Source organism: Micromonospora sp. NPDC051300 (assembly GCF_044455315.1).
GTDB lineage: Bacteria > Actinomycetota > Actinomycetes > Mycobacteriales > Micromonosporaceae > Micromonospora > Micromonospora robiginosa.
The window spans coordinates 127,894-151,510 of sequence record NZ_JBITEP010000004.1 but is presented as its reverse complement, the minus strand read 5'-3'; the positions used below and the strand labels follow the sequence as shown (position 1 = coordinate 151,510).

The following is a 23,617-nucleotide window of genomic DNA, read 5'->3' as shown; positions in this document are numbered from 1 at the left end:
CCGCAAGCCCTCTATCATCGTCCGCGTGACCTTCCCGCAGCGCGTCAAGATGTCCGACGTGGCCCGCACCGCCGGCGTCTCGGTGGCGACCGTATCAAAGGTTGTCAATGGCCGGTACGGCGTCGCCCAGGCCACCGTCGAGCGCGTGCAGCAGGTCATCCACGACCTCGGCTACGAGGCCGACCTGGGGGCGCAGAGCCTGCGCAGCCACCGCACGAACGTGCTGGGGATCCTGGTCGCCGAGTTCGAGCCGTTCTCCACCGAGCTGCTCAAGGGGGCCTCCCGCGAGGTCGCCGGCAGCGGCTACCAACTGCTCGCCTACTCCAGCGGCGACGGCGAGGGCGCCGCCATCGGCTGGGAGCGACGGTCCCTGGCCCGCCTCTCCGGGACGCTCATCGACGGCGCGGTGATCGTGACGCCGACCGTGGTGGAGACCAAGCACGGCTTCCACGTGGTGGCCGTCGACCCGCACACCGGACCGTCCGGCCTGCCCACCGTCGACTCGGACAACTTCGCCGGCGCGGTGCTCGCGACCAACTACCTGCTCTCCCTCGGCCACCGTCGGATCGGGCACATCAGCGGTCGCCCCGACCTGGAGTCGGCGCGCCTGCGCGAGGCTGGCTTCCGGCAGGCCATGGCCGACGCGGGCGTGGCGGTGGACGAGCGGCTCGTCCGGGTCGGCGGCTTCCGGATCGAGGGCGCCGCCGGCACCGCGGCGGAACTGCTCGCGCTCCCCGACCGGCCGACCGCCATCTTCGCCGGCAACGACCTGTCCGCGATCTCCACGATCGACGTGGCCCGGAGCATGGACATCGCGGTGCCGGACGAGCTGTCGGTGATCGGCTTCGACAACGTCCCGGAGTCGGCGCTCGTCGACCCGCCGCTGACCACGATCCGGCAACCGCTGCAACGGATGGGGGCCGAGTCGCTGCGGCTGCTGATCGACCTGATCGCCGGCGTGGAGCGCGACGCACACATCCGGCTTCCCACCGAGCTGGTGGTTCGCGCCTCCTGCCGGCCGCTCGGCTAGACCGTCGCGCGCGACCACCGCTGGTTCGCGCCGGTGTTGCACGGATACTGCTTGAGGACCACGCCGTCCGCGGTCGACAGGGCCGGCACGTCCACGCACTTGCCGCTGTGGCGGGCCCGGAGCTGGAACCAGTCACCGTCGGCGACCATCTGGAACTGCTGGTTCGCGCCGCCGCCGCAGGTGTACTGGATCAGCTCGGCGCCGTCGGCGGTGGACGCCCCCGCCACGTCCAGGCACCTGCCGCTGTGCCGGCTGACGAGGCGCCACCAGCCGCCGCCGGCGTCGGCGAAGCGCCACTGCTGCCACGGGTTGCCGGCGTAGGTGTACTGGCCGACGCGCGCGCCGTTCTCGGTGTTCGGCGACTGCACGTCCATCGCCTTGCCGCTGTGCCGCACGAGCAGCCGGTAGAACGTCTCCCCCGTCGGCGGAGGCGTCGTCGGGCCGCCGACGGTGTCGCCCCAGCCGTAGCGGATCCGGTCCGCGCCGGAGGCGTTGCGGACGGTCAGGCGCAGGTCGGTGCCGCTGCCACCGAGGGCGAACATCGAGTACCAGTCGTACCCGATGGTGCCGGACTTGCCGCCGAGGGCGGGCCAGTAGGTGCCGCCCATCCCGTTGTCGCGCATCACCTGGGCCACGGCCCGGATGTGCCGGACGAAGTTGTCGGCGCTGTTCGCGTCGGCGTAGTCGCGGCCGTCGTTCATCGGCGCGCCGAACTCGGTGACCACGGTGCGGGAGGCGCAGGCGCCGAGGCGGGTCTGGACGTGGCTGCGGAAGGCGTCGTAGCTCATCGGCTCGTAGAAGAACGCGTAGTGGTGGAAGGAGAACAGCGTGGCGGCGAAGCGCGGGTCGGCGCAGACGTCGCGCAGGTCCTGGCTGAAGCCGGTGCCGCCGATGAGCACCCGGGCGGGCACCGCCGAGTAGTGGTACCGCAGCCATTCGGCCGCGACGTCGCGCCACTGCGCCGAGGTGTAGCCGTGCGGCTCGTTCATCGGCTCGAAGTAGACGTCGGGGTTCGCGCCGTACGCGGCCGTCACCGTGGACCACATCGCGTTCCACGCGGCGAGGTTCGTGATCCGGCCGCCGGAGGCGGCGCCGTCCTCCCAGTAGGCGAGTATGACCTTGAAACCGCGGGCGGTGGCGGCGTCGATCGCGCCCCGGTAGGCCGCCCACCACGCCGTGCCCACGGTGTGCGTGTTGATCGGCAGCCGGACGGTGTTGACCCCCATCCGGGCCGCCATCTCGTCGTAGAGGGCGTTGGCCTTGGCCCGCACCGTCGCATTGCTGTCGGACGCGTTCAGGCCCTGCACCACGAGCGGGCCGGTGCTGAAGTTGTCGCCCAGCACGGCCCAGTTCATGCCCCGGAACCCGCTGGTGCCGGCGGTGGCCGGCGACGCCGCGACGACGACGCCGATCGTCGCGGTCACGGCCGCCACCAGCCCGGCCAGCGCCCGACGCACCGATCGACCACGCCTCATCCGATCCCCCTTTTAGCGATGCATGTCTATGTTCACGCTAACACTGCCGCACGTCAAGGCATCGACCGAGGCCGCAGGCAATTGACGAGCCCGCATCGACCGCCGTAACGTTCCGGCCGAGTTTCGGAAATGTTCCCGGAAGTTTCGGACTTCGTGCTCGCCGGAAGGACCACCATGAAACCGAGCCGCTGGATCGCCGCCGGCCTCGTCGCCGTCGCGACCGCCGCCACCCTCAACGTCGTGCCCGCCACCGCCGGGCGGCCCTACGACCCGACCACGCAGAGCCTGCGCGACCTGGCCGCGCGCCACGGCCTGTACGTGGGCACCGCGGTCGACATGGCCGCCCTCGACAACGCCGCCGAGCCGCGCTACCGCGAGCTGGCCGGCTCCGAGTTCTCCACCGTCACCGCCGAGAACGTCATGAAGTGGGAGAGCCTGGAGCCGACCCGGGGCACCTACAACTGGGGGCCGGCCGACGAACTGGTCGCCTTCGCCCGTCAGCACCACCAGCGGGTCCGCGGCCACGTCCTGGTCTGGCACAACCAACTGCCGACCTGGCTCACCGAGGGGGTCGCGGACGGCTCGATCGACACCGCCGAGCTGCGGCAGATCCTGCGCGACCACATCACCGCCGTGGTCCGCCACTTCAAGGGCCGGATCTGGCAGTGGGACGTGGTGAACGAGGCGGTCAGCGATCCCTGGGACACCCCGTCCACGCTGCACTACAAGGGCTTCTGGGCGCAGCACCTCGGCCCCGGCTACATCGCCGACGCGTTCCGCTGGGCCCGCGCCGCCGACCCGAAGGCGCTGCTGTTCTACAACGACTACAACATCGAGGCGTTCGGCTCCGGCAACCCGGCCGACGACAAGACGCAGTTCGTCTACGAGATGGCCCGCGACCTGCGCGCCCGGGGCGTGCCGATCGACGGCGTCGGCAGCCAGGGGCACCTGGGCACCCAGTACGGCAACTACGACACCCTCCAGGTCGTCGCCGCGCTGCGGAAGTTCGCCGGGCTGGGGCTGGCGACGGCGTTCACCGAGGTGGACGTGCGCAGCCAGATGACCGCGGGCGTGCAGGCGGGCGACTCCGCCGAGATCAACCCGCGGTTGCAGGCGTCCGCGGCCAACTTCAGCACGCTGCTGCGGGCCTGCCTGGCCGAGCGGCACTGCCTGTCGTTCACGCTCTGGGGCTTCACCGACAAGCACTCCTGGGTGCCGGGCGCGTTCTCGGACCCGCCGGAGGGCCTGGCCACCGTCTACGACGAGAACTACCGGCCGAAGCGGGCCTACCAGGAGCTGAAGGCCGACCTGATCTACTCCGGGCCGCCGTTCGTGCTGCCCCGGGTGCCGCAGCAACCGCGCCGGTAGGCGCCGCTCACGCGGTCCGGCGGCGACGGAGCGCCGACTCCAGCCGCCGGATCAGCGTGCTGCGGGCCTTGCCGCGGCGTTCGCGGCGCAGCGCCGCGTCGAGCTGGCGCTCGTCGAGATCGCCCACGAGCTTGACGGCCTCGGCCACCGGCAACTCGTTCACCTGCTCGGCGGCGGTCGCGTCCCGGCGTGCCCGCTTCGCCGGGCCGGTGTTCGGGACGTACTGCCGGCCGGAGCGTGACGCGCGCCGCTTGCGGGTGTCGGTCGCCCGCCGTTCCTTCTCCGACAGCTCCTCCCATGCCTGTTTCTGCAGGTACCGACGGGTTTCGCCGTCGTGCCGCGCGCGGGTGTCACCGGACCGGGTCTGCCACCGCTCACCGCCCCAGCGCTGCAACGAGCGCTGCCGCGCGTCCTTCGGGCCTTCGAAGCCCCCGCCGCGCTTCTTGTACTCGTTGGTCAGCAGTTGCGACTTGCGGGCCGACCACTGCCCCGGCCGGCCCCCCCTTGTCGGATTTCTTGATCTCCTCCTTGAGCTGTTCCCGGAGTTCCGGCTTCGTGTACTTGGCCATGACCCGGCGTTACCCGGACCGGGCGGGCCCATGCCCCGCTCAGCCGGCGGCCCGGTAGGTGAGGTCCATCGTGTCGACCCGACCGGACCAGGCCAGCCGCAGGTGCCAGCATCCGGCGGCGGGCAGGTCGACGATGGACGGTCCGGGACCGCCGGCGACCTCCCGGACGACCGGGGTGCCGGCGCCGTCGCGCGTCGCGGTGATCACCAGCGTGGTGGACGCCGCCGGGTCGGGCGAGGAGGACATCGGGCGGCCCACCCACAGGATCTTGTTGGTCGGCCCCTCGCCGCGCCCGACGGTCAGCGGGTGCCCGAACAGGATCGCGACGATCTCGCCCCGGGCGCCGAGCACGTGCGGCATCCGGGTGTCGCCGCTGAAGCCGGCGTCCGCCCAGTCCGGCAGCCGACCGGTCGCCACCGGGGAGTGGCAGCCCACCGACCCGGCGGGCGCGGCGGTGATCGGCCCGGCCGACGCGGCCGTGCCCGCCGCGGCCGGCGACGGCGGGGCCGGCGGCCCCGCGCTCGTGCAGCCGGCCAGCAGCAGCACCGGCACCACAATGATCCTGCCCGGACGCGACATCCGGCACCCCCGATCGTCGACGAGACTCACCAGCAGGACACCGGCCGGGCCCGGGAGGTTCCCGCACTCAGTCCAGCGAGCCGGCGACGTCGAGCGCCTCGCCCTGCGTGAGGTCGCCCTCCAGGCGGTAGCTGACCCCGGCGTCCTGCCAGATCAGCGTGGCCGCGGCCGGTCGGGCGGTGGCCACCCGCACCGTGCCGCCGCGGTCGACGTAGGCGAGCGCGTGCGGGCCGCCGACCCAGATCGCGAAGTCGCCGTGCACCTGGGTGAACGTCACGTCCGCGCCGGCGGCCTGCTTGTGGAACGCGATGTCGAGCGTGCCGTCGAACGCGTCCAGACGCAGCGCCCCGGCCCGCCAGAACAGGCTGGCCACCCGGTACGCGCCCGCGCCGTCCGGGTCGGCGACCAGCACCCGCTCCGGCGGGCCGAGCCGGGTCGGCACCCGGATCGGGAAGCGGACCTGGCGCTGCGCCTCGACCAGGGCGACCGGACGCTGCCCGGGCAGCGGCGACGGCGTGCCGGTGGGTGGCGCCGGGGTGGCCGACGTGTCGACCACGACGCCGGCGAACCGCAGCAGCCCGGTCACCGCCCCGGCGACGGCGGCCCGGCCCGGTGGCAGCACCGCCACCAGCGTCGCGGCCAGCGTCGCGGCCATCCAGTACCGCCACCGCCGGCGCGGCGGCGCGGCGAGGCGGGCGCGGACCCGGTCGACCACCTCCGGTGACGCGGCCGGCTCCAGCCAGGCGCCGAGGTCCCGCAGCTCCCGCTCCAGCTCATCCACGGTGCGCCACCTCGCGGTCGAGCAGGCCGCGCAGCTTCGCCAGCGCGCGGTGGGCTCGCGACTTCACCGTGCCCCGGGGCAGCCCCAGCACGGTCACGGTCTCCTCCTCGGTGAGGTCGAGCAGGTATCGGCAGGTGAGCACCTCGCGGTCCCGGACGGGCAGCCGGCGCAGCGCCGCCACCAGCGCGGCCCGGCGTTCGGCGGCGAGGACCGCGCCGAGCCCGTCCGCCTCGGTGACCTCGGTCGCCGGGTCCGCCGCCGCGGCCCGCAGCACCAGCCCGTCCCGCCGCCCGCGCGAGCGGTGCAGGTTGCGGCTCTCGTTGGCCACGATCGCGAGCAGCCAGGAGCGGAACGACGCGTCGCCCCGGTAGCGGGACAGCTTCCGGTAGGCCTTCACGAACGCCTCCTGGATGACGTCCTCCGCGTCCGGCCCGGCCCCCATCAGCACCGCCGTCCGGTACGCGGACGCGGTGTGCCGGGTGACCAGGAGGTCGTACGCCTCCCGGTCACCGGCGCGTACGCGGGTGACGATCTCGTCGTCGTCCAGGGCGACCTCCGGCTCGGTCCACTTCCATGACGCCGCCCGCGCCGTCCGGGTTCCACCGGAGTTTGACCGTCGCCCCCGGCGGAAAGAGTGGCGGGATGAGCTGGGCCAGAAGAGCCGTACCCGCCGCCGCCGCCGCCGTCGCCGCCCTCGCGGCCCGGGACCTGCTGCAACGCGACCACGCGTTGCGCCGCAACTTCCCCGTCCTGGGCCGCGCCCGTTACCTGATCGAGGCGATCGGCCCGGAGCTGCGCCAGTACGTCGTGGCCGGCAACGACGAGGAGCGCCCGTTCACCCGCGACCAGCGCCGCTGGGTCTACGCCTCGGCGAAGCAGGAGAACAACTACTTCGGGTTCGGCACCGACAACGACATCGAGCACACCCGCGGCTACCCGATCATCAAGCACCGCACGTTCGGCCGGGCGGTGCCGCCGTCCGCCCCGGCCGCCGGGCACGACGTGGCGCTGCCCTGCGCCAAGGTGCTGGGGGCGGCACGCGGTCGGGCGCGGGCGTTCCGGCCCGAGTCGGTGGTCAACATCTCCGGGATGAGCTTCGGCTCGCTCTCCGGCAACGCGATCGAGGCGCTGAACCGGGGCGCCGCGCTCGCCGGCTGCCTGCACAACACCGGCGAGGGCGGGCTGTCGCCGTACCACCGGCACGGCGGCGAGCTGGTGTTCCAGCTCGGCACCGCCTATTTCGGCTGTCGCGACGAGCGGGGCCGGTTCAGCCTGAACCGGCTCAAGGACCTGGTGGCCGGCGCGCCGGTGCGGGCGTTGGAGATCAAGCTCAGTCAGGGCGCCAAGCCGAGCCTGGGCGGCCTGCTGCCGGCGGCGAAGGTGTCCGCTGAGATCGCCGCCACCCGGGGCATCCCGACGGGGCAGGACTGCGTCAGCCCGTCGCGGCACGCCGAGTTCTCCGACTGCGACAGCCTGCTGGACTGGGTGGAGCTGCTCGCCGCCGAGACCGGCCTGCCGGTCGGCATCAAGTCCGCGGTCGGCGACCTGGGCTTCTGGGAGGAGCTGACCACGCTGATGCGTAACACCGGCCGGGGCGTGGACTTCGTGACCGTCGACGGCGGCGAGGGTGGCACCGGCGCCGCTCCGCTGATCTTCAGCGACTCGGTGTCGCTGCCGTTCCAGCAGGGCTTCTCCCGGGTCTACCGGACGTTCGCCGAACGCGACCTGCACGAGCAGGTGGTGTTCGTGGGCGCCGGCAAGCTCGGCCTGCCGGACAACGCGGTGGTCGCGTTCGCGCTCGGCGCCGACATGGTGAACGTGGGCCGGGAGGCGATGCTGGCGATCGGCTGCATCCAGGCGCAGAAGTGCCACACCGACACCTGCCCGACCGGCGTCGCCACCCAGAACGCGTGGCTGGCCCGCGGCCTGGAGCCGGCCCGCAAGTCGGTGCGCGCGGCCAACTACCTCCGGACGCTCCGCCGCGACCTGGTCAAGGTCGCCGAGGCGTGCGGCGTCGAGCATCCCGGCCTGATCGGCACCGACTCCGTCGAGATCGTCGACGGCCGGACCAGCGCCACCCCGCTGGACCAGGTGTACGGCTACCGGCCGGAGTGGGGCCTGCCGTCCGCCGCCGACCGGGCGGAGATCGTCCGGCTGATGACGCCGGAGGCCCCGCGCGGCGGAAGCGCGCCGCCGTCGGCCACCGCCGTCGGCTGAGAGATAAGGAGGGTCCCCTTCTTAACGCCTCCGGTATAGGCGGGGCCCCCGGTTAACAGCCGGGCCGGTAAACCGCTTCGGGGCGGTCGGGGGTAGCGCGTAGCGTGCGCCGCATGGTTGTGGACACCCGGCCGGCGGTGCGCGCCGGCCCCTTCCGGCTGCTGCCGCTGGCCCTGCTGTTCCTGACCGTCGGCCTGTCCGTGGCCGTGGTGATGCCGTTCCTGTCGCTGTTCCTCGACAGCGAGGTCCGGGCCGATCCGGTGCGGGTCACCGTGTTCCTGGTCGTCGCCCCGCTGGCCGGGGTGGTGGTCGCCTCGCTCGTCGGCCGCCTGTCCGACAGGTGGCCGATCCGCCGCGGGCTGCTCGTCGGGGCGGCGCTGGCCGGCGTGGTCGGCACCGGCCTGATCGCATTCGTGCGCGACTACTGGATCCTGCTGGCGCTGACCGTCACCGCCATGGCGCTGGCCAACGTGGCGTTCCCGCAGTCCTTCGCCTACGCCCGCCAGCTCCTCGACCGGGACGATCCCGGTCGGGCCGCGCTGGGCGTCAGCGCGATGCGTACCGTCTTCTCGCTGGCCTGGGTCGCCGGGCCGCCACTGGCCGCGGTGCTGCTCTCGGCCGGCGGCTTCCGGCTGCTCTTCGCCACCGCCGCCGCGATGTACGCGCTGGCCGCGCTGGTGGTCGTCCTCCGGCTGAAGGAGCTGCCGCTGCCGCCGCGGCCGGCCCCCGACGAGCCTGGCGCGCACCCGCCGGGCGCGTCGCGGTGGCGGCTGGCGCTGACCGTTGTCGCGTTCACCATGCTGTTGTGCCCGATGACGCTCGGCGTGCAGGCGCTGCCGCTGTTCATCGGCCGGGACCTGGGCGGTGACCCGGCGGACGCCGGCCTGGTGCTGGGCCTCTGCGCGGCGTTGGAGATCCCGCTGATGCTGGGGCTGGGCGTGCTCACCGCGCGGTTCCGGCTGCGCGCGCTGATCCTGTTCGGCGCCGGCTGCGGCGTCGTCTACTACCTGGCCGCCGCCGGGGCGTCGGGCGTCGGGGTGCTGTTGCTCGCGCAGCCGGTCAACGCGCTGTTCATCGCCGCGGTCTCCGGCATCGCCATCGCCTACGTGCAGGACCTGCTGCCGGGCCAGCCCGGCCGGGCCACCACGCTGTTCACCAATACGTTCCCGATCGGCGCCATGCTCGCCGGCCCGCTGCTCGGGCTCGCCACGCAGGTCGGCTTCCGCTGGGCGTACGGCATGAGCGCGGCGTTGTGCGCGGCCGGCCTGCTGGTCCTGCTGCTGACCCGGCCCCGGCCGACCGGGCCCGCCTGACGGGCCGTTCAGCGACGGCGGACCAGGACGACGTGGTCGACCAGTTCCCCGGTGTGGCCGTCGTGGGTGGCGATGCGGCGGGACTCGCCCTGCCGCTCGGTCTCCCAGCCGTCCGGGTCGAGGGCGATCGCGGCCATGATCTCCTCCGGGCTGGCGAAGCGCGGGTCGTCGGCGTCGAGCCCGGACCACGGCGGCGGCGCGCCGTGCTCGACGACGAGCAGCCGGCCGCCGGGCGCGACCGCCTCGGCCGCCGGGGGCAGCACCTTCTCCCGGGGCAGGACCAGCGGGGACTGGAAGAACTGCGCGGACACCAGGTCGAAGCGGCCGGCCGGGAAGCCCTCGGCCAGCACGTCGCGGCGGACGGCGGTGATCCGGTCGGCCACGCCGGCCCGCGCGGCCTCGGCCGCGAGCCGCTCCAGCGCGACGGCGGAGACGTCCACTGCGGTTACCCGCCAGCCCTGCCGGGCCAGCCAGATCGCGTCGCCGCCCTCGCCGCAGCCGAGGTCCAGCGCGGCGCCGGGCGGCAGCGCGCCGGCCACCTCGGCGAGCACCGGGTTGACCCGGCCGCTCCAGATCCGGTCGGACTGCCCGTAGCGCTCGTCCCAGAACTCGGCCGGGTCGGTGTCCGCCGGCGGGTTCTGCTGGTGCTGGTGGTGGTGCCCGGTCATGCCTGCCTCCTTCGCCGCCGGGCGCGTCGGTGGCCCGGCACCGTCATGGTGCCCACGCGACGAGGCAGCCGGCAAGGAAACTTGCCGGAGCGGCAAAGAAGGAGGCCACCGGTCGCCCGGCGGCCTCCTTCTCGGTGAGCGAGACCGGTCAGAGGATGCTCACGCCGTAGACGCTGAGCGCCTCGGTGACCGGCTGGAAGTAGGTCGTCCCGCCGGAGGAGCAGTCACCGTTGCCGCCCGAGGTCAGGCCGATCGCGCTGCTGCCGCTGAACAGCGAGCCGCCGCTGTCGCCCGGCTCGGCGCACACGTTGGTGCGGATCAGCCCGGAGACGCTGCCCTCGGCGTAGTTCACCGTGGCGTCGAGCGCCTCGACCGTGCCGCCGTGCAGGCCGGTGGTGCTGCCGGAGCGCTGGACCGACTGCCCGACGTACGCGTCGGCCGCCCCGGTGATGGCCTGCGTGCCGCCGTTGTAGAGCGAGACGCTGCCCTCGGCCGCGGCGCCGTCGGTGTGCTGCACGATGCCGTAGTCGTTGCCGGGGAAGCTGCCGGTGCCGCCGGTGCCGAGCTGGCTGCTCTGCCCCGAGTCGGCGTACCAGGTGGCGGCGATGGCGGTGCAGTGCCCGGCGGTGAGGAAGTAGGTGGTGCTGCCGCTGCGCACGTTGAAGCCGAGCGAGCAGCGTCCGCCGCCCTGGGCGTAGATGGCCTCGCCGCCGGCGATGCGGGTGCCGAGCGTGCCGGCCTCGCGCTCGATCCGGACGGTGCCGCCGAGCTGCTTAGCGACGGTCTCGACCCGGGTCAGCTTCGCGCCGGTGACGGTGCTGTCGACGGAGACGACGACCTGGTTGGTCGCCGGGTCGGTCCACCACGCGGTGCCGGGGACGCGGGCGGACTTCTCCAGCGCCGAGGTGGCGCGGGCCAGGTCGTCCGCGCCGCGGGTGACGAGCTTGGGGGTGGCGCCGGCCGCGCGGACCTGCTGCGCGGCGGCGGCGTCGGTCACCGTGACGACCATGGCGCCGCCGGCGGCGGCGTACGTGCCGGCCGAGCGGTCGCCGAGTGCGGCGGCGAGCGCGGTGGCCTTCTCGGGGGTGGCGGACGTCTCGGGTGCGGCGTGAGCCGGCGCGCCGGCCAGTGAACCGACGACGAGCGCGCCGGCCACCGTGAGGGCGGTGGCGGAACGCCGCGTTGACCCGGAGAGTCGCATGTGGATACCTCCTGGAGCTGAGCACGGGCGGCCTTTCGGCAGCCCCGGGCAGCCGTTTCGGCCGGTGAGGCTCGGCCGATCGGGCTTCGCCGAAGTTGTCACACGTTTGTCATCGATGGCAAGAGTCCCGGTTGCGACCGGAGGGCCCGATCTCAGTAGTTGGATCCCCTAGGCCCGATCGGCGGCGACTCGGCCGTTTGACGGCATTCACGCACGTCCCTACTGGTCAGTAACACGATCGGGGTCACCCCTACCCGACCCCTCACCGACCCCCCCGACCAGATGGCGGGACCCGACGAGATATCGAAGAATCGGCACGCGCCCACCGGCCCGTGTCGGACCGGGACGCGTCGACAGGATTAACCCGCGGCTCCCAGGGGCAGACATTTGTCATCGACCACGGATCCGAGGGGAGCTGGCGGCATGGCCAAGGGTGACATCGACACCTATCAGCAGGACGGGCAGTGGAAGAACCGGCCCGAGGGCAACGAGCGCGCGAGCAGCCGCCACGACACCAAGGCGGAGGCGGAGGCGGCCGGCCGGGACATGGCGGCCGAGCGCGGCACCGAGCACGTGATCAAGAAGCAGGACGGCACGATCGGCGAGAAGAACACGTACCCCCGCAGCCGTGACCCCCGCGAGATCCCGGGCTGAACCGCAGCTCAGCGAGCGCCGGACGGCGCCGGACCCCGCTCGGGGGCCCGGCGCCGTCCGCGTTTTCGCTAAAAAGTTTTGTGTGGTTCCTACAACGGCTGCCGCTCAGGGTTCGGCGATTACGACATGGCGCCGCCCGCTGACAGACGGCAGGGTGAGGCAAGCCGGGGGCACCGCCGCCGACCGGCGCTACACCGTGGGTCTACCGAAGGGGACGGTCACGTGTTCACCCGTGTCGCCATCGTCAACCGTGGTGAGGCCGCCATGCGGCTCATCCACGCGGTCCGGGAACTGGCCGCGGAGACCGGCAGCCGGATCGAGACCGTCGCGCTGTACACCGACGTCGACCGCACCGCCACCTTCGTCCGCGAGGCGGACGTCGCCTACGACCTGGGGCCCGCCTCCGCCCGCCCGTACCTCGACCTGAAGGTGCTGGAGCGCGCGCTGGTGGAGACCCGCGCGGACGCCGCCTGGGTGGGCTGGGGCTTCGTGGCCGAGGACCCGGCCTTCGCCGAGCTGTGCGAGAAGATCGGCGTCACGTTCGTCGGGCCGAGCCCGGACGCCATGCGCCAGCTCGGCGACAAGATCGGCGCGAAGCTGATCGCCGAGGAGGTCGGCGTGCCGGTCGCGCCGTGGAGCCGCGGCGCGGTGGAGAGCCTGGAGGCGGCGGTGGCCGCGGCTGCCGACATCGGCTACCCGCTGATGCTGAAGGCGACCGCGGGCGGCGGCGGCCGCGGCATCCGGGTGGTCCGCAGCGACGCCGAGCTGACCGACGCGTACGAGCGCACCAGCCAGGAGGCCGCGCGGGCGTTCGGCAGCGGCGTGGTGTTCCTGGAGCGCCTGGTCACCGGCGCCCGGCACGTCGAGGTGCAGGTGATCGCGGACGGGCAGGGCACCGCGTGGGCGCTCGGCGTCCGGGACTGCTCGGTGCAGCGGCGCAACCAGAAGGTGATCGAGGAGTCGGCGTCGCCGGTGCTGGGCCCGGAGCAGGCCGCCGAGCTGAAGTCGTCGGCGGAGCGACTGGCCGTCCGGGTCGGCTACCGGGGCGCGGCCACTGTGGAGTTCCTCTACCATCCCGGCGACCGGCTGTTCGCCTTCCTGGAGGTCAACACCCGGCTCCAGGTGGAGCACCCGATCACCGAGTCGACCACCGGGTTCGACCTGGTCAAGGCACAGTTGCACGTCGCCGGCGGCGGGCGGCTGACCGGTGAGCCGCCGGCCGAGCGCGGGCACGCCATCGAGGCGCGACTGAACGCCGAGGACCCGGACCGGGACTTCGCGCCCTCCCCCGGCCGGATCACCCGGCTGGACCTGCCCGCCGGCCCGGGCATCCGGGTCGACACCGGGGTCAGCGAGGGCGACACCATCCCGGCGGACTTCGACTCGATGATCGCCAAGATCATCGCGTACGGGCGGGACCGCGACGAGGCGCTGGGCCGGCTGCGCCGGGCGATGGCGAACACCACTGTGGTGATCGAGGGCGGCGCCACCAACAAGAGCTTCGTGCTCGACCTGCTCGACCAGCCCGAGGTGATCGACGCCAGCGCGGACACCGGCTGGATCGACCGGGTCCGTGGCGAGGGCCGGCTGGTCGCGCACCGACACTCCGCGGTGGCGCTGGCCGCCGCCGCGATCGAGGCGTACGAGGAGGACGAGACCGCCGAGCGGCAGCGGCTGCTGTCCACCGCGGCCGGTGGCCGTCCGCAGGTGCAGCACCGCAGCGGCCGGCCGCTGGACCTGAAGCTGCGCGGCGTGAGCTACCGGATGCGGGTGGCCCGGGTCGGCGCGCACCGGTTCCGGGTCGGCGTCGAGGCCGGCGCCGACGCCCGGACCGCGGACGTCGAGCTGGACCGTTTCGACAGGCACACCGGGCAGATCGTCGTCAACGGCGTCCGCTACCGGCTGCTCACCGGCACCCACGGGCCGGTCCACCTGGTCGAGGTGGACGGCGTCACGCACCGGATCAGCCGGGACGAGGGCGGCGTGGTGCGCTCCCCGATGCCGGCGCTCGTCGTCGCCACCCCGGTGGAGATCGGCGCGGAGGTCGAGGCCGGCGCGCCGGTGCTGGTGCTGGAGGCCATGAAGATGGAGACGATGCTGCGGGCGCCGTTCCGGGCCCGCCTGAAGGAGTCCGCCGTCGCGGTGGGCACCCAGGTGGAGGCCGGCGCGCCGCTGCTGCGCCTGGAGCCGCTCGCCGACGCCGAGGACGAGGCCGCCGCCGCGCCGGACGAGCCGGCCGTCGAACTGGACCTGCCCGTCGCGCCCGGGGACGCGCCGGCGCGCAGCCGGGCCGAGCGCGGCCTGGAGGACCTACGCGGCCTGCTGCTCGGCTTCGACGTCGACCCGCACGACGAGCGCCGGGTGCTCGACGACTACCTCGACGCGCGCCGGGCCGCCACCGCCGCCGGGCACCGGCCGCTGGCCGAGGAGCTGGAGCTGGTCGACGTCTTCGCCGACCTGGCCGAGCTGAGCCGCAACCGACCCAGCGGGGAGGACGGCGCGGGCGGGCACCTGCACAGCGCCCGCGAGCACTTCCACACCTACCTGCAGAGCCTCGACGTGGAGCGGGCCGGGTCGCCGGAGCCGTTCCGGGCCCGCCTGGCGAAGGCGCTCGGCCACTACGGCGTCACCGAGCTGGACCGCTCCCCCGCGCTCGAGGCCGCGGTCTTCCGGATCTTCCTGGCCCAGCAGCGGGCCGCCACCGACGCCACCGCGATCGCCGCGCTGCTGCGCTCGTGGCTGCGGGAGCCGCCGCCGGACGAGGCGCTGCGCGAGCCGGCCGGTCTCGCGCTGGAGCGCCTGATCTCGGCCACCCAGGTCCGCTTCCCGGTCGTCGCGGACCTGGCCCGGGGCGTGGTGTTCGCCTGGTTCGCCCAGCCGCTGCTGCGCCGCAACCGGGCCCGGGTGTACGCGCGGGTCCGCGCGCACCTGCGGCACCTCGACGCCCAGCCGGACGCGCCGGACCGCGCGGAGCGGGTCGCCGAGATGGTCCGCAGCACCGAGCCGCTGGTCCGGCTGCTCGGCCAGCGGCTGGTCCGGGACAACCTGGACAACGCCACCATGCTGGAGGTGCTGACCCGGCGTTACTACGGCAACAAGGCGCTCACCGGCGTGCGGACCCGCGCCGCGGGCGGCTGCGTGTTCGTGGTGGCCGGTCGGGCCTCCTCCAGCGTGGTCTCCGCCGCGGTCCGGTTCGACGCGCTCGGCGACGCGCTGCGCGGCCTGGCCGAGGTGGCCCGGGACGAGCAGGCGGTGGACGCCGACATCTACCTGGCCTGGGAGAGCCAGCCGGAGGACCAGGACGCCACCGTCGCCGCGCTGCTCGACGTGGTCAACGCGCACCCGCTGCCGGAGCAGGTCCGCCGGCTCACCACCACTGTCGCCGGGCGCGGCGGCGCGGTGATGCACCACCACTTCACGTTCCGCCCGGACGGCGCCGCGATGGCCGAGGAGCGGCTGATCCGCGGCCTGCACCCGTACATCGCGCAGCGGATGCAACTGGAACGGCTGCACGGGTTCGACCTGACCCGGCTGCCGTCGCTGGACGAGGAGGTCTACCTCTTCCAGGCGGCCGCCCGGGAGAACCCGTCGGACCAGCGGTTGGTGGCGTTCGCGCAGGTCCGTGACCTGACCGAGCTGCGGGAGCAGGACGGCCGGCTGGTCGCGCTGCCGACCACCGAGGACACGGTCACGGCCTGCATCGACTCGATCCGCCGCGCCCAGTCCCGGCGGCCGTCGAAGGTGCGGTTCCCGACCAACCGGATCGTGATCTACGTCTGGCCGCCGAGCGAGCTGACCCGCGAGGAGATGGAGCTGATCGCCGCCCGGGTGCGCCCGACGACCGTCGGCGCCGACCTGGAGGAGATCCTGTTCATCGGGCGGCAGCGCGACCGCCGCACCGGCGAGCTGGTCAAGGTGGGCGTGCGGATCGCCTTCGACGTCACCGGGCACGGCCGGCTCACCGTCGGCGAGCCGCCGAGCGAGCCGGTCGAGCCGCTTGACGACTACCGGCTCAAGGTGCTGCGGGCGGCCAGCCGCAACACGGTCTACCCCTACGAGCTGACCGGACTGCTCGGCGACTTCACCGAGCACGACCTGGACGCCGAGCACCGGCTGGTGCCGGTGGACCGCCCGAAGGGCCGCAACGGCGCGGCGATCGTGGCCGGCGTGGTGACCACGCCGACGCCGCGGCACCCGCAGGGCGTCACCCGGGTGGTGCTGCTCGGCGACCCGACCAAGTCGCTCGGCGCGCTCTCCGAGCCGGAGTGCCGGCGGGTGATCGCCGCGCTCGACCTGGCCGAGCGGATGGGCGTGCCGTTGGAGTGGTACGCGCTCTCCGCCGGCGCCCGCATCTCGATGACCTCGGGCACCGAGAACATGGACTGGGTCGCCGCCGCGCTCAAGCGGATCGTCGAGTTCACCCAGGCCGGCGGTGAGATCAACATCGTGGTGGCGGGCATCACCGTCGGCGCCCAGCCCTACTGGAACGCCGAGGCCACGATGCTCATGCACACCAAGGGCGTGCTGGTCATGACGCCCGACTCGGCGATGGTGCTCACCGGCAAGCAGTCGCTGGACTTCTCCGGCGGCGTGTCCGCCGAGGACAACTTCGGCATCGGCGGCTACGACCGGGTGATGGGCCCGAACGGGCAGGCGCAGTACTGGGCCCCCGACCTGCCGGCCGCGCGCGACGTGCTGATGGCGCACTACGACCACACGTACGTGGCGCCGGGCGAGGGCGCGCCGCGACGGGCCGCCACCACCGACCCGGTGGACCGGGACGTCACCACGTTCCCGCACACGGTGACCGGCAGCGACTTCACCACGGTCGGCGAGATCTTCTCCGCCACCGCGAACCCGGACCGGAAGAAGCCGTTCGACATCCGTACCGTGATGCGCGCCCTCGCCGACCAGGACCACCCGGTGCTGGAGCGGTGGGCCGGCATGGCCGACGCGGAGACCGCGGTGGTGCAGGACGTGCATCTCGGCGGCATCCCGGTGTGCCTGCTCGGCATCGAGTCCCGGTCGGTGCCCCGGCACGGCTTCCCGCCCACCGACGGCCCGGACACCTACACCGCCGGCACGCTGTTCCCCCGCTCGTCGAAGAAGGCGGCGCGGGCGATCAACGCCGCCAGCGGCAACCGGCCGCTGGTGGTGCTGGCCAACCTGTCCGGCTTCGACGGCTCGCCGGAGTCGATGCGCAAGCTCCAACTGGAGTACGGCGCCGAGATCGGCCGGGCGATCGTCAACTTCCGCGGCCCGATCGTGTTCTGCGTGATCTCCCGCTACCACGGCGGCGCGTTCGTGGTGTTCTCCAAGGCGCTCAACCCGGCCATGACCGTGCTGGCGATCGAGGGCTCGTACGCCTCGGTGCTCGGCGGCGCGCCGGCCGCCGCCGTGGTCTTCGCCGGCGAGGTCGCCGCGCGCACCGCGGCCGATCCCCGGGTACGCGAGCTGGAGGGCCGGGTCGCCGCGGCCCCCGTCACCGACCGCGCGACGCTCACCGCGGAGCTGGACGAGCTGCGCTCGTCGGTGCGGGCGGAGAAGCTCGGCGAGGTGGCCACCGAGTTCGACCGGGTGCACAGCATCCAGCGCGCGGTCGAGGTCGGCTCGGTCGACGCGGTGATCCGCGCCGCCGAGCTGCGTCCCCGCGTCGTCGAGGCGATCGAGGCGCACCTGAACTGACCGGTCGAGGCAAGGCGGCGGGCGGATCCCCTCGGGGGCCGTCCGCCGCTTCGCGTGTGCCGGTGCTTGACCGGATCCCGGGTCCGTGGTCTGCTCACCTCGTCACATTAATGGAAACGGTTGTCGTTTCCGAAGACTGGAGGAGACAGATGTCGCTCACCGTCCCACCCGACCTGCTGCGCGCCGCCGAGACCGGGGAGATCGAGGAGGAGGCGTTCGTCGCCTGCGTCCGCGACTCCCTGCCGTACGCCTTCCAGACCGTCAGCCGGGTCGCCGCCGACCTGGCGGTCACCGACGCCGACTTCGCCGACAACGTCGTCCCGCCACCCGGCGACGCGGAGCGCGGCCAACTGCTGCGCGCGCTGGCCAGCGACGCGATCCGCGCCGGGCTGGAACGCCACTTCGGGGTGCGGCTGGCGTTCCAGAACTGCCACCGGGTGGCCGCGTTCCGGCCGTCCGCCACCGACTCCGAGGCGTACCGCCGGTTCACCTCCAGCCGCGGTCAGCTCCTCAACCAGTCCCCGACGTTGCGCAACTGCTGACCGCCGGGCCCGCGGTGGGTGCGTTTGTTGTCGCCCAGGCGGCAACAAACGCACCCAGACGCAGGGAGCCGACGCGTGCGGGTGACCGATCGCACCGGCCGGAACTATCCGCCCCTCGGTCCCGACCAACGGTACGAACACCGATCGTCGAGGGGACAACGTCATGCCCAGCACCACCAGCGGCCGGTTCCGGCGTCCGGCGGCCCTGATCGGCGCGGCCCTGCTGGCCGCGTCCGTCGCCGCCTGCGGTTCCGCCGACGGCTCGACCACCGCCGCGCCGACGGCGTCGGCCTCGGCCTCGGCGAGCGCGGCGGCCGGCGTGCTGGGCGTGCGTGACCCGTGGGTGAAGGCCGCCGACAAGGGCATGACCGCCGCGTTCGGCACGCTCGTCAACGACGGTGACGCGGACGTGACGATCACCAAGGCGGCCACCGAGGTGTCCCCGATGGAGCTGCACGAGATGACCATGAAAGACGGGAAGATGGTCATGCAGCCCAAGGAGGGCGGCATCGTGGTCAAGGCGCACTCCCGCGCCACGCTGGAGCCCGGCGGCGACCACCTGATGCTGATGAACATCGCCAAGCCGGTCAAGGCCGGCGACGAGTTGAGCTTCACGCTCACCTTCGCCGACGGCCGCACCCAGACGTTCACCGCCGTGGCGAAGCCGTTCACCGGCGCCCAGGAGTCCTACGCCCCCGGCCACGGCGACTCCCCGATGCCGGAGATGAGCATGAGCCCGACGGCATGACCGACAGCTCTCCCACGGGCCGTGCGGTGAGCAGGCGTGGCCTGCTCACCGGCGGCGCGCTCACCGTCGGCGGCGCGCTGGCCGGCGCCAGCGCGACCGCCGTCGCCCGTCCCGCCCGTCCCGGGGTACGCCCGGAGCCGGTCCCGGTCGCGCAGGTCGGCGACGCGGTCGAGCCGTTCCACGGCGCCCGGCAGTCCGGGGTCACCACCGAACCGCAGGCGCACGCCGCGTTCGTCGCCCTCACCCTGAGACCCGGCGTCGACCGGGCCGCGATCGGGCGGATGCTGCGGCTGCTCTCCGACGACGCCGCCCGGCTCACCCAGGGCCGGCCGTCGCTGGCCGACACCGAGCCGGAACTCGGCCTGCTGCCCGCCCGGCTCACCGTCACGTTCGGCTTCGGCCCCGGTCTCTACGCCGCCGCCGGGCGCGCCGACCGCCGGCCGCCGTCCGTGGCCGAGCTGCCCGCGTTCCGCGTCGACCGGCTGCAACCGCGCTGGTCCGGTGGGGACCTGCTGCTCCAGATCTGCGCCGACGACCCGCTCACCGTCGCCCACGCCCAACGCGTCCTGGTCAAGGACAGCCGGCCCTTCGCCGCCGTCCGCTGGGTGCAGCAGGGCTTCCGCCGGGCCGCCGGCGCCGAACCGGGACGCACCCAACGCAACCTGTTCGGCCAACTCGACGGCACCGCCAACCCGAAACCCGGCACCCCGCTGGACACCGCCGTGTGGGTGACCGAGGGGCCGGACTGGCTGCGCGACTCCACCACCCTCGTGGTGCGCCGGATCAGCATGAACCTGGAGACCTGGGACCTGCTCGGCCGCACCGACCGGGAAATCGCCGTCGGGCGGCGCCTCGACACCGGCGCGCCGCTGACCGGCACCGCCGAGCACGACGAGCCGGACTTCGCCGCGCTCGGGCCGGACGGGCTCACCGTCATCCCCGACTTCTCCCACCTGACCCGCGCCCACGTCACCGACGACCGGCAGAAGATCCTCCGCCGGCCCTACAACTACGACGGCGTGCCCACCGCCGAGGGCCACGCCGACAGCGGACTCGTCTTCGCCGCCTACCAGGCCGACATCACCCGCCAGTACCTGCCCATCCAGCGCCGGCTCGCCGAACGGGACCTGCTCAACGAGTGGACCACCCCGATCGGCTCCGCCGTGTTCGCCGTACCACCCGGCTGCCCCGACGGCGGCTGGATCGGCCAGCAGGTCCTCGGCTGACCACCACCAGAAAGGTTCATTCGCCCGATGCGTACCCGTGCCGCCGCCGGAATCCTCACCGCGGCGCTCACCGCGCTGCTGCTGGCCCCGGCCGCCCCCGCCGCGGCGCACAACGCGTTGCGGTCGGCGACGCCGGCCCAGGACGCCCGGCTCACCGCGGCGCCGACCTCCGTGACGCTGCGGTTCCTGCAACGGCTCAACCCGGAGTTCACCACCATCGTGGTCAGCGACGCCGACCGGCAGCGGGTGCCGACCGGCGTGCCGGCCGTGGACGGCACGACCGGCACCGTGACCGTGGACAAGCCGCTGACCAACGGCACCTACACGGTCGCCTACCGGGTGGTATCCGCCGACGGACATCCGGTGCAGGGCTCGTACCGCTTCACCGTGGCCGACCCGGCCGCGCCCGCGGCATCGCCCCCGCCGGCGTCGGCCGGGGCGGTGACCAGCGCCGACGCGCCCTCAGCCCCGATCTCCGCCACCGGCGCCGACGACGGACCGCCGGTGGCCCCGGTGGCCGGCGGCGCGGTCGTCGCCCTGGCCGTGGCGGGCGCGGTCGTCTGGCTGCTCCGCCGCCGCGCCTCCTGACCCATGCGGCCGGGCCCGGCCCGGCGCCCCGATCCGAAACCAGGTTCCGCACCGTGCACCAGCCCACGTCACCGTCGCCGCAGTCCCCGGCCCACCGGCAGCCGGAACCGTCCGAACCGTCCACCGCGGAACGGCCCGGCGCGGCCGGACCGGTCGCTGCCGGAGCGCGGGCGAGCGTGCCGGGGACGGGCGGGTCGGTCGCCACCGGACCGTCGCCGGCGGCCGGGGCGGGCGCCGGGGGCGCGACGGGACCGGCCGGCTGGCTCGTCGGGCTGGGGGCGGTCGGCGCGGCGGTGGCCGCACTGCTGCTCGCCTTGCGGGCCGGCGGCGCGCTCGCCGCCGCCATCCCCGGCCTGCCCGATCCCGGTCCGGTCACCACCTGGGCGCTGCCACCGGTGCGGCTGCTCGCCGACGTTCTCGCCACGCTCACCGTCGGGTTCGCGGTGACCGCCGCCTTCCTGCTGCCGGGCGACGGGACGAGCGTCTCCGCGCACGGCTGGCTCGTGCTGCGTCGTGCCGGCCTGGCCGCGGCCGGCTGGGCCGTGGCGTCCCTGGCGCTGCTGGCGCTCACCGTCTCCGACCTGCTCGGCGCGCCACTCGACCGGCTCGGCGCGGCGAGTGTGGTCAGTTTCGGCGTCGACATCTCGCAGGGCCGCTCGTTGCTGGCGCAGGCCGGGCTGGCTGCCGTGGTGGCGGTGGCGGCCCGGGTCGGCGTGTCCCGGGGCACCGCGGCGGGCGCGGCCGGGCTGGCGCTCGTTGGCCTGCTGCCGCCGGCGTTGACCGGCCACGCGGCCGGGGCCGGCAACCACCAGATCGCCGTCTCCAGCCTCGCCCTGCACGTGCTGGCCGCCGCGCTCTGGGCCGGCGGTCTGGCCGCGCTGCTGACCATCCGCCGCAGCCGGCACCTGCCCGGGGCCGCCGCGCGCTACAGCCGGCTCGCGCTGGCCTGTTTCGGAACGGTCACGGTCAGCGGCCTGGCCAACGCGGCGGTTCGCCTCGGCGACGTCGAGCAGCTCTGGCGATCCGGGTACGGCGTGCTGGTGCTCGGCAAGCTGGCCGCGCTCGTACTGCTCGGCGCGCTCGGCGCCGCGCACCGCACCCGTACCCTGCCGGGCCTGGCGGCCGGGCGGCGCGGCGCGTTCGCGCGGCTCGCCGCCGGGGAGGTGGTGGTCTTCGCCGCCACGATCGGCCTGGCGGTGGCGCTGTCGCGCAGCCCGACGCCGGTCGCCGAGCCGGCCGACGCCGACCCGGTGACCGAGGTGCTCGGTTTTCCGATGCCCGCCGCGCCCACCGCCGCGCACCTGCTCGGCCAGCCGCTGCCCGACCTGTTCTTCCTCGCCGTGACAGTCGTCGGCATCGGCGGCTACCTGGTTGGCGTGCGCCGGCTGCGCCGGGGTGGGCACCGCTGGCCGGTGGCCCGCACCGCGAGCTGGATCGGCGGTCTGCTGGTGCTGGCCGCCGCCACCGGCCTCGGCTTCGCCCGCTACGCCTACGTGCTGTTCAGCGCGCACATGGCCCAGCACATGGTGCTGTCCATGCTGGTACCGATCCTGCTGGTCGGCGGTGCGCCGGTCACGCTCGCGCTGCGGGCCCTGCGCCGCCCCACCGAACCGGAGGTACGCGGGCCCCGGGAGTGGCTGCTGCGCGCCCTGCACAGCCCCGTCACCCGGCTGCTCACCCACCCGCTGGTGGCGCTCGGCATCTACACGGCCAGTTTGTTCGGCCTCTACTTCAGCGACCTGCTGGGCACGTTGATGCGCTCGCACCTCGGGCACCTGGCCATGCTGGGACACTTCGTGCTCTCCGGCTACCTGCTGTTCTGGGTGCTCATCGGCATCGACCCCGGCCGGCCCCGGCTCCCCCACCCGATCCTGGTGCTCGTCCACCTGGCCGCGATGATGGCGCACGGCTTCTTCGGCCTCGCGCTCATGCAGACCACCACCGTCATCGCCCCCGACTGGTATCTCGGCGTCCATCCCGACTGGGCGTCGTCGCTGCTCGACGACCAGAAGCTGGGCGCCGGCATCGCCTGGGCGTTCGGCGAGATCCCCGCCGCCGTCGTGATGGTCCTGCTGGTCCGGCAGTGGATCCGGGCCGACCAGCGCGAGCAACGCCGTCTGGACCGAGCCGCCGACCGGTCCGAGGCCACCGGCGAGGACGACGACCTGGCCCGCTACAACGCGTTCCTGGCCGCCGCCTCGCGCGACCGGAACTGATCGGCACTTCGACGGGAACTTCCGTGCGGCCCGGCCCGGCGACCTACGACCGGGTGCTGGGCGGCGCCCGCGCCGCCGGCCTGTCCGGACCGGTAACGATCACCCCGGCGGAGGACGGCTCCGCGTGGACGGTCGCGCAGGCCGACGACCGGTGGCCGGTCCGGTACGACCGGGTCGCCGTCGACCCGGCCGCCGGCACGGTGACCGCGCGTAGCGACTTCGCCGACTGGCCGGTGCTGGCGAAACTCAGCAAGCTCGGCATCCAGGCCCACATGGGCCGGCTCTTCGGGCCGGTCAACCAGGTCCTGCTCGCCGCGCTCGCGCTCGGCCTGCTCTGCGTCGTCGTCTGGGGATACCGCATGTGGTGGCAGCGCCGGCCCACCCGCGCCGACCGCCGAACCCCGCTGGGCACGCCGCCGGCCCGTGGGGCGGCACGCGGGCTGCGCTGGTGGGCGCTGCTGGTCGGGGTGCCGGTGGTGGTGGCGTTCGGCTGGGCGCTGCCCTGGTTCGGCGGCACGCTGCTCGGCTTCCTGGTGGTCGACGCCCTGGTCGGGCTGCGGCACCGGCGCCGGCGCGGGCCCACCCCGGTCGCATCCGCCCCGGCCGGCGGCTGACCGGGCAGGGGGGGGGGGCCCCGCCCCGGCCCCCCCCCCCCCCCCGGGGGGGGGGGGGGGGCCCCGGGGGGGCCCCCCCCCCCCCCCGGGCCCCCCCCCCCCCCCGCCCGCCGCCCCCGCCCCCCCCCCCCCCAGGCCCCGCC

Annotated in this window: 18 protein-coding genes and 1 pseudogene; 12 read left to right on the top strand and 7 right to left on the bottom strand. The window is 74.2% G+C overall.

Annotated elements, in window-relative coordinates:
• Nucleotides 1–25: 25 nt before the first annotated feature.
• Nucleotides 26–1,030 (top strand): LacI family DNA-binding transcriptional regulator, encoded by a 1,005-nt coding sequence (locus ACIA5A_RS07115; RefSeq protein ID WP_396757346.1) that lies wholly within the window; start codon nt 26–28, stop codon nt 1,028–1,030.
• Here the strand turns inward: ACIA5A_RS07115 and ACIA5A_RS07110 are convergent.
• Nucleotides 1,027–2,505 (bottom strand): RICIN domain-containing protein, encoded by a 1,479-nt coding sequence (locus ACIA5A_RS07110; protein WP_396757343.1) that lies wholly within the window; start codon nt 2,503–2,505, stop codon nt 1,027–1,029. The genes ACIA5A_RS07115 and ACIA5A_RS07110 overlap by 4 nt on opposite strands.
• Nucleotides 2,506–2,679: 174 nt before the next feature.
• On the opposite strand from ACIA5A_RS07110, the gene ACIA5A_RS07105 reads away from it, so the two are divergent.
• Nucleotides 2,680–3,873 (top strand): endo-1,4-beta-xylanase, encoded by a 1,194-nt coding sequence (locus tag ACIA5A_RS07105; protein ID WP_396757340.1) that lies wholly within the window; start codon nt 2,680–2,682, stop codon nt 3,871–3,873.
• A gap of 7 nt (nt 3,874–3,880) precedes the next feature.
• Here the strand turns inward: ACIA5A_RS07105 and ACIA5A_RS07100 are convergent.
• From ACIA5A_RS07100 to ACIA5A_RS07085, 4 genes and pseudogenes are all read right to left on the bottom strand, one after another.
• Nucleotides 3,881–4,442: pseudogene (locus tag ACIA5A_RS07100) on the bottom strand (DUF5872 domain-containing protein).
• Nucleotides 4,443–4,481: 39 nt separating this feature from the next.
• On the bottom strand, nt 4,482–4,994 hold the full coding sequence (locus ACIA5A_RS07095; protein WP_396757337.1) for a hypothetical protein: 513 nt from the start codon (nt 4,992–4,994) through the stop codon (nt 4,482–4,484).
• 94 nt (nt 4,995–5,088) lie between these two features.
• Nucleotides 5,089–5,802: a hypothetical protein gene (locus ACIA5A_RS07090; protein WP_396757334.1), complete on the bottom strand. Its 714-nt coding sequence runs from the start codon at nt 5,800–5,802 to the stop codon at nt 5,089–5,091.
• Nucleotides 5,795–6,244, bottom strand: coding sequence for an RNA polymerase sigma factor (locus tag ACIA5A_RS07085; RefSeq protein ID WP_396757744.1), 450 nt, complete (start codon nt 6,242–6,244; stop codon nt 5,795–5,797). The genes ACIA5A_RS07090 and ACIA5A_RS07085 overlap by 8 nt, the downstream gene beginning before the upstream one ends.
• A gap of 200 nt (nt 6,245–6,444) precedes the next feature.
• Here ACIA5A_RS07085 and ACIA5A_RS07080 point away from each other — a divergent pair, with 200 nt between their 5' ends.
• Entirely contained in the window at nt 6,445–8,019 is a 1,575-nt protein-coding gene (locus tag ACIA5A_RS07080; RefSeq protein WP_396757331.1) for a glutamate synthase-related protein, read from the top strand.
• Nucleotides 8,020–8,132: 113 nt separating this feature from the next.
• Nucleotides 8,133–9,332, top strand: coding sequence for a sugar efflux transporter (locus ACIA5A_RS07075; RefSeq protein WP_396757328.1), 1,200 nt, complete (start codon nt 8,133–8,135; stop codon nt 9,330–9,332).
• A gap of 8 nt (nt 9,333–9,340) precedes the next feature.
• Here the strand turns inward: ACIA5A_RS07075 and ACIA5A_RS07070 are convergent, their stop codons facing one another.
• Both ACIA5A_RS07070 and ACIA5A_RS07065 read right to left on the bottom strand, forming a co-directional pair.
• Complete coding sequence (locus ACIA5A_RS07070) at nt 9,341–10,000, bottom strand: class I SAM-dependent methyltransferase (RefSeq protein WP_396757325.1); 660 nt, start codon at nt 9,998–10,000, stop codon at nt 9,341–9,343.
• Nucleotides 10,001–10,148: 148 nt separating this feature from the next.
• Complete coding sequence (locus ACIA5A_RS07065; protein ID WP_396757322.1) at nt 10,149–11,201, bottom strand: S1 family peptidase; 1,053 nt, start codon at nt 11,199–11,201, stop codon at nt 10,149–10,151.
• Nucleotides 11,202–11,624: 423 nt separating this feature from the next.
• Here ACIA5A_RS07065 and ACIA5A_RS07060 point away from each other — a divergent pair, with 423 nt between their 5' ends.
• The 8 genes from ACIA5A_RS07060 (at nt 11,625) to ACIA5A_RS07025 (ending at nt 23,474) form a co-directional block, all read left to right on the top strand.
• A complete protein-coding gene (locus ACIA5A_RS07060) occupies nt 11,625–11,855 on the top strand; it encodes a DUF2188 domain-containing protein (protein WP_269691311.1) in 231 nt (76 codons plus the stop codon).
• Between the two features lie 222 nt (nt 11,856–12,077).
• Nucleotides 12,078–17,540 carry a carboxyl transferase domain-containing protein gene (locus ACIA5A_RS07055; protein WP_396757319.1) on the top strand — a complete coding sequence of 1,821 codons (5,463 nt, stop codon included), beginning with the start codon at nt 12,078–12,080 and terminating at the stop codon, nt 17,538–17,540.
• Nucleotides 17,541–17,689: 149 nt separating this feature from the next.
• Nucleotides 17,690–18,082: an SCO5389 family protein gene (locus ACIA5A_RS07050; protein WP_396757316.1), complete on the top strand. Its 393-nt coding sequence runs from the start codon at nt 17,690–17,692 to the stop codon at nt 18,080–18,082.
• Between the two features lie 163 nt (nt 18,083–18,245).
• Nucleotides 18,246–18,830, top strand: coding sequence for a copper chaperone PCu(A)C (locus ACIA5A_RS07045; RefSeq protein ID WP_396757313.1), 585 nt, complete (start codon nt 18,246–18,248; stop codon nt 18,828–18,830).
• Nucleotides 18,827–20,056, top strand: coding sequence for a Dyp-type peroxidase (locus ACIA5A_RS07040; RefSeq protein WP_396757310.1), 1,230 nt, complete (start codon nt 18,827–18,829; stop codon nt 20,054–20,056). The genes ACIA5A_RS07045 and ACIA5A_RS07040 overlap by 4 nt, the downstream gene beginning before the upstream one ends.
• Nucleotides 20,057–20,083: 27 nt before the next feature.
• The gene (locus ACIA5A_RS07035) at nt 20,084–20,644 is read left to right on the top strand and encodes a copper resistance protein CopC (RefSeq protein WP_396757307.1); all 561 of its coding nucleotides are present in this window, start codon (nt 20,084–20,086) and stop codon (nt 20,642–20,644) included.
• A 53-nt stretch (nt 20,645–20,697) separates the two neighbouring features.
• Nucleotides 20,698–22,860, top strand: a complete 2,163-nt coding sequence (locus tag ACIA5A_RS07030; RefSeq protein WP_396757304.1) for a cytochrome c oxidase assembly protein — start codon at nt 20,698–20,700, stop codon at nt 22,858–22,860.
• Between the two features lie 23 nt (nt 22,861–22,883).
• Nucleotides 22,884–23,474, top strand: coding sequence for a PepSY domain-containing protein (locus ACIA5A_RS07025; RefSeq protein ID WP_396757302.1), 591 nt, complete (start codon nt 22,884–22,886; stop codon nt 23,472–23,474).
• Nucleotides 23,475–23,617 lie beyond the last annotated feature (143 nt).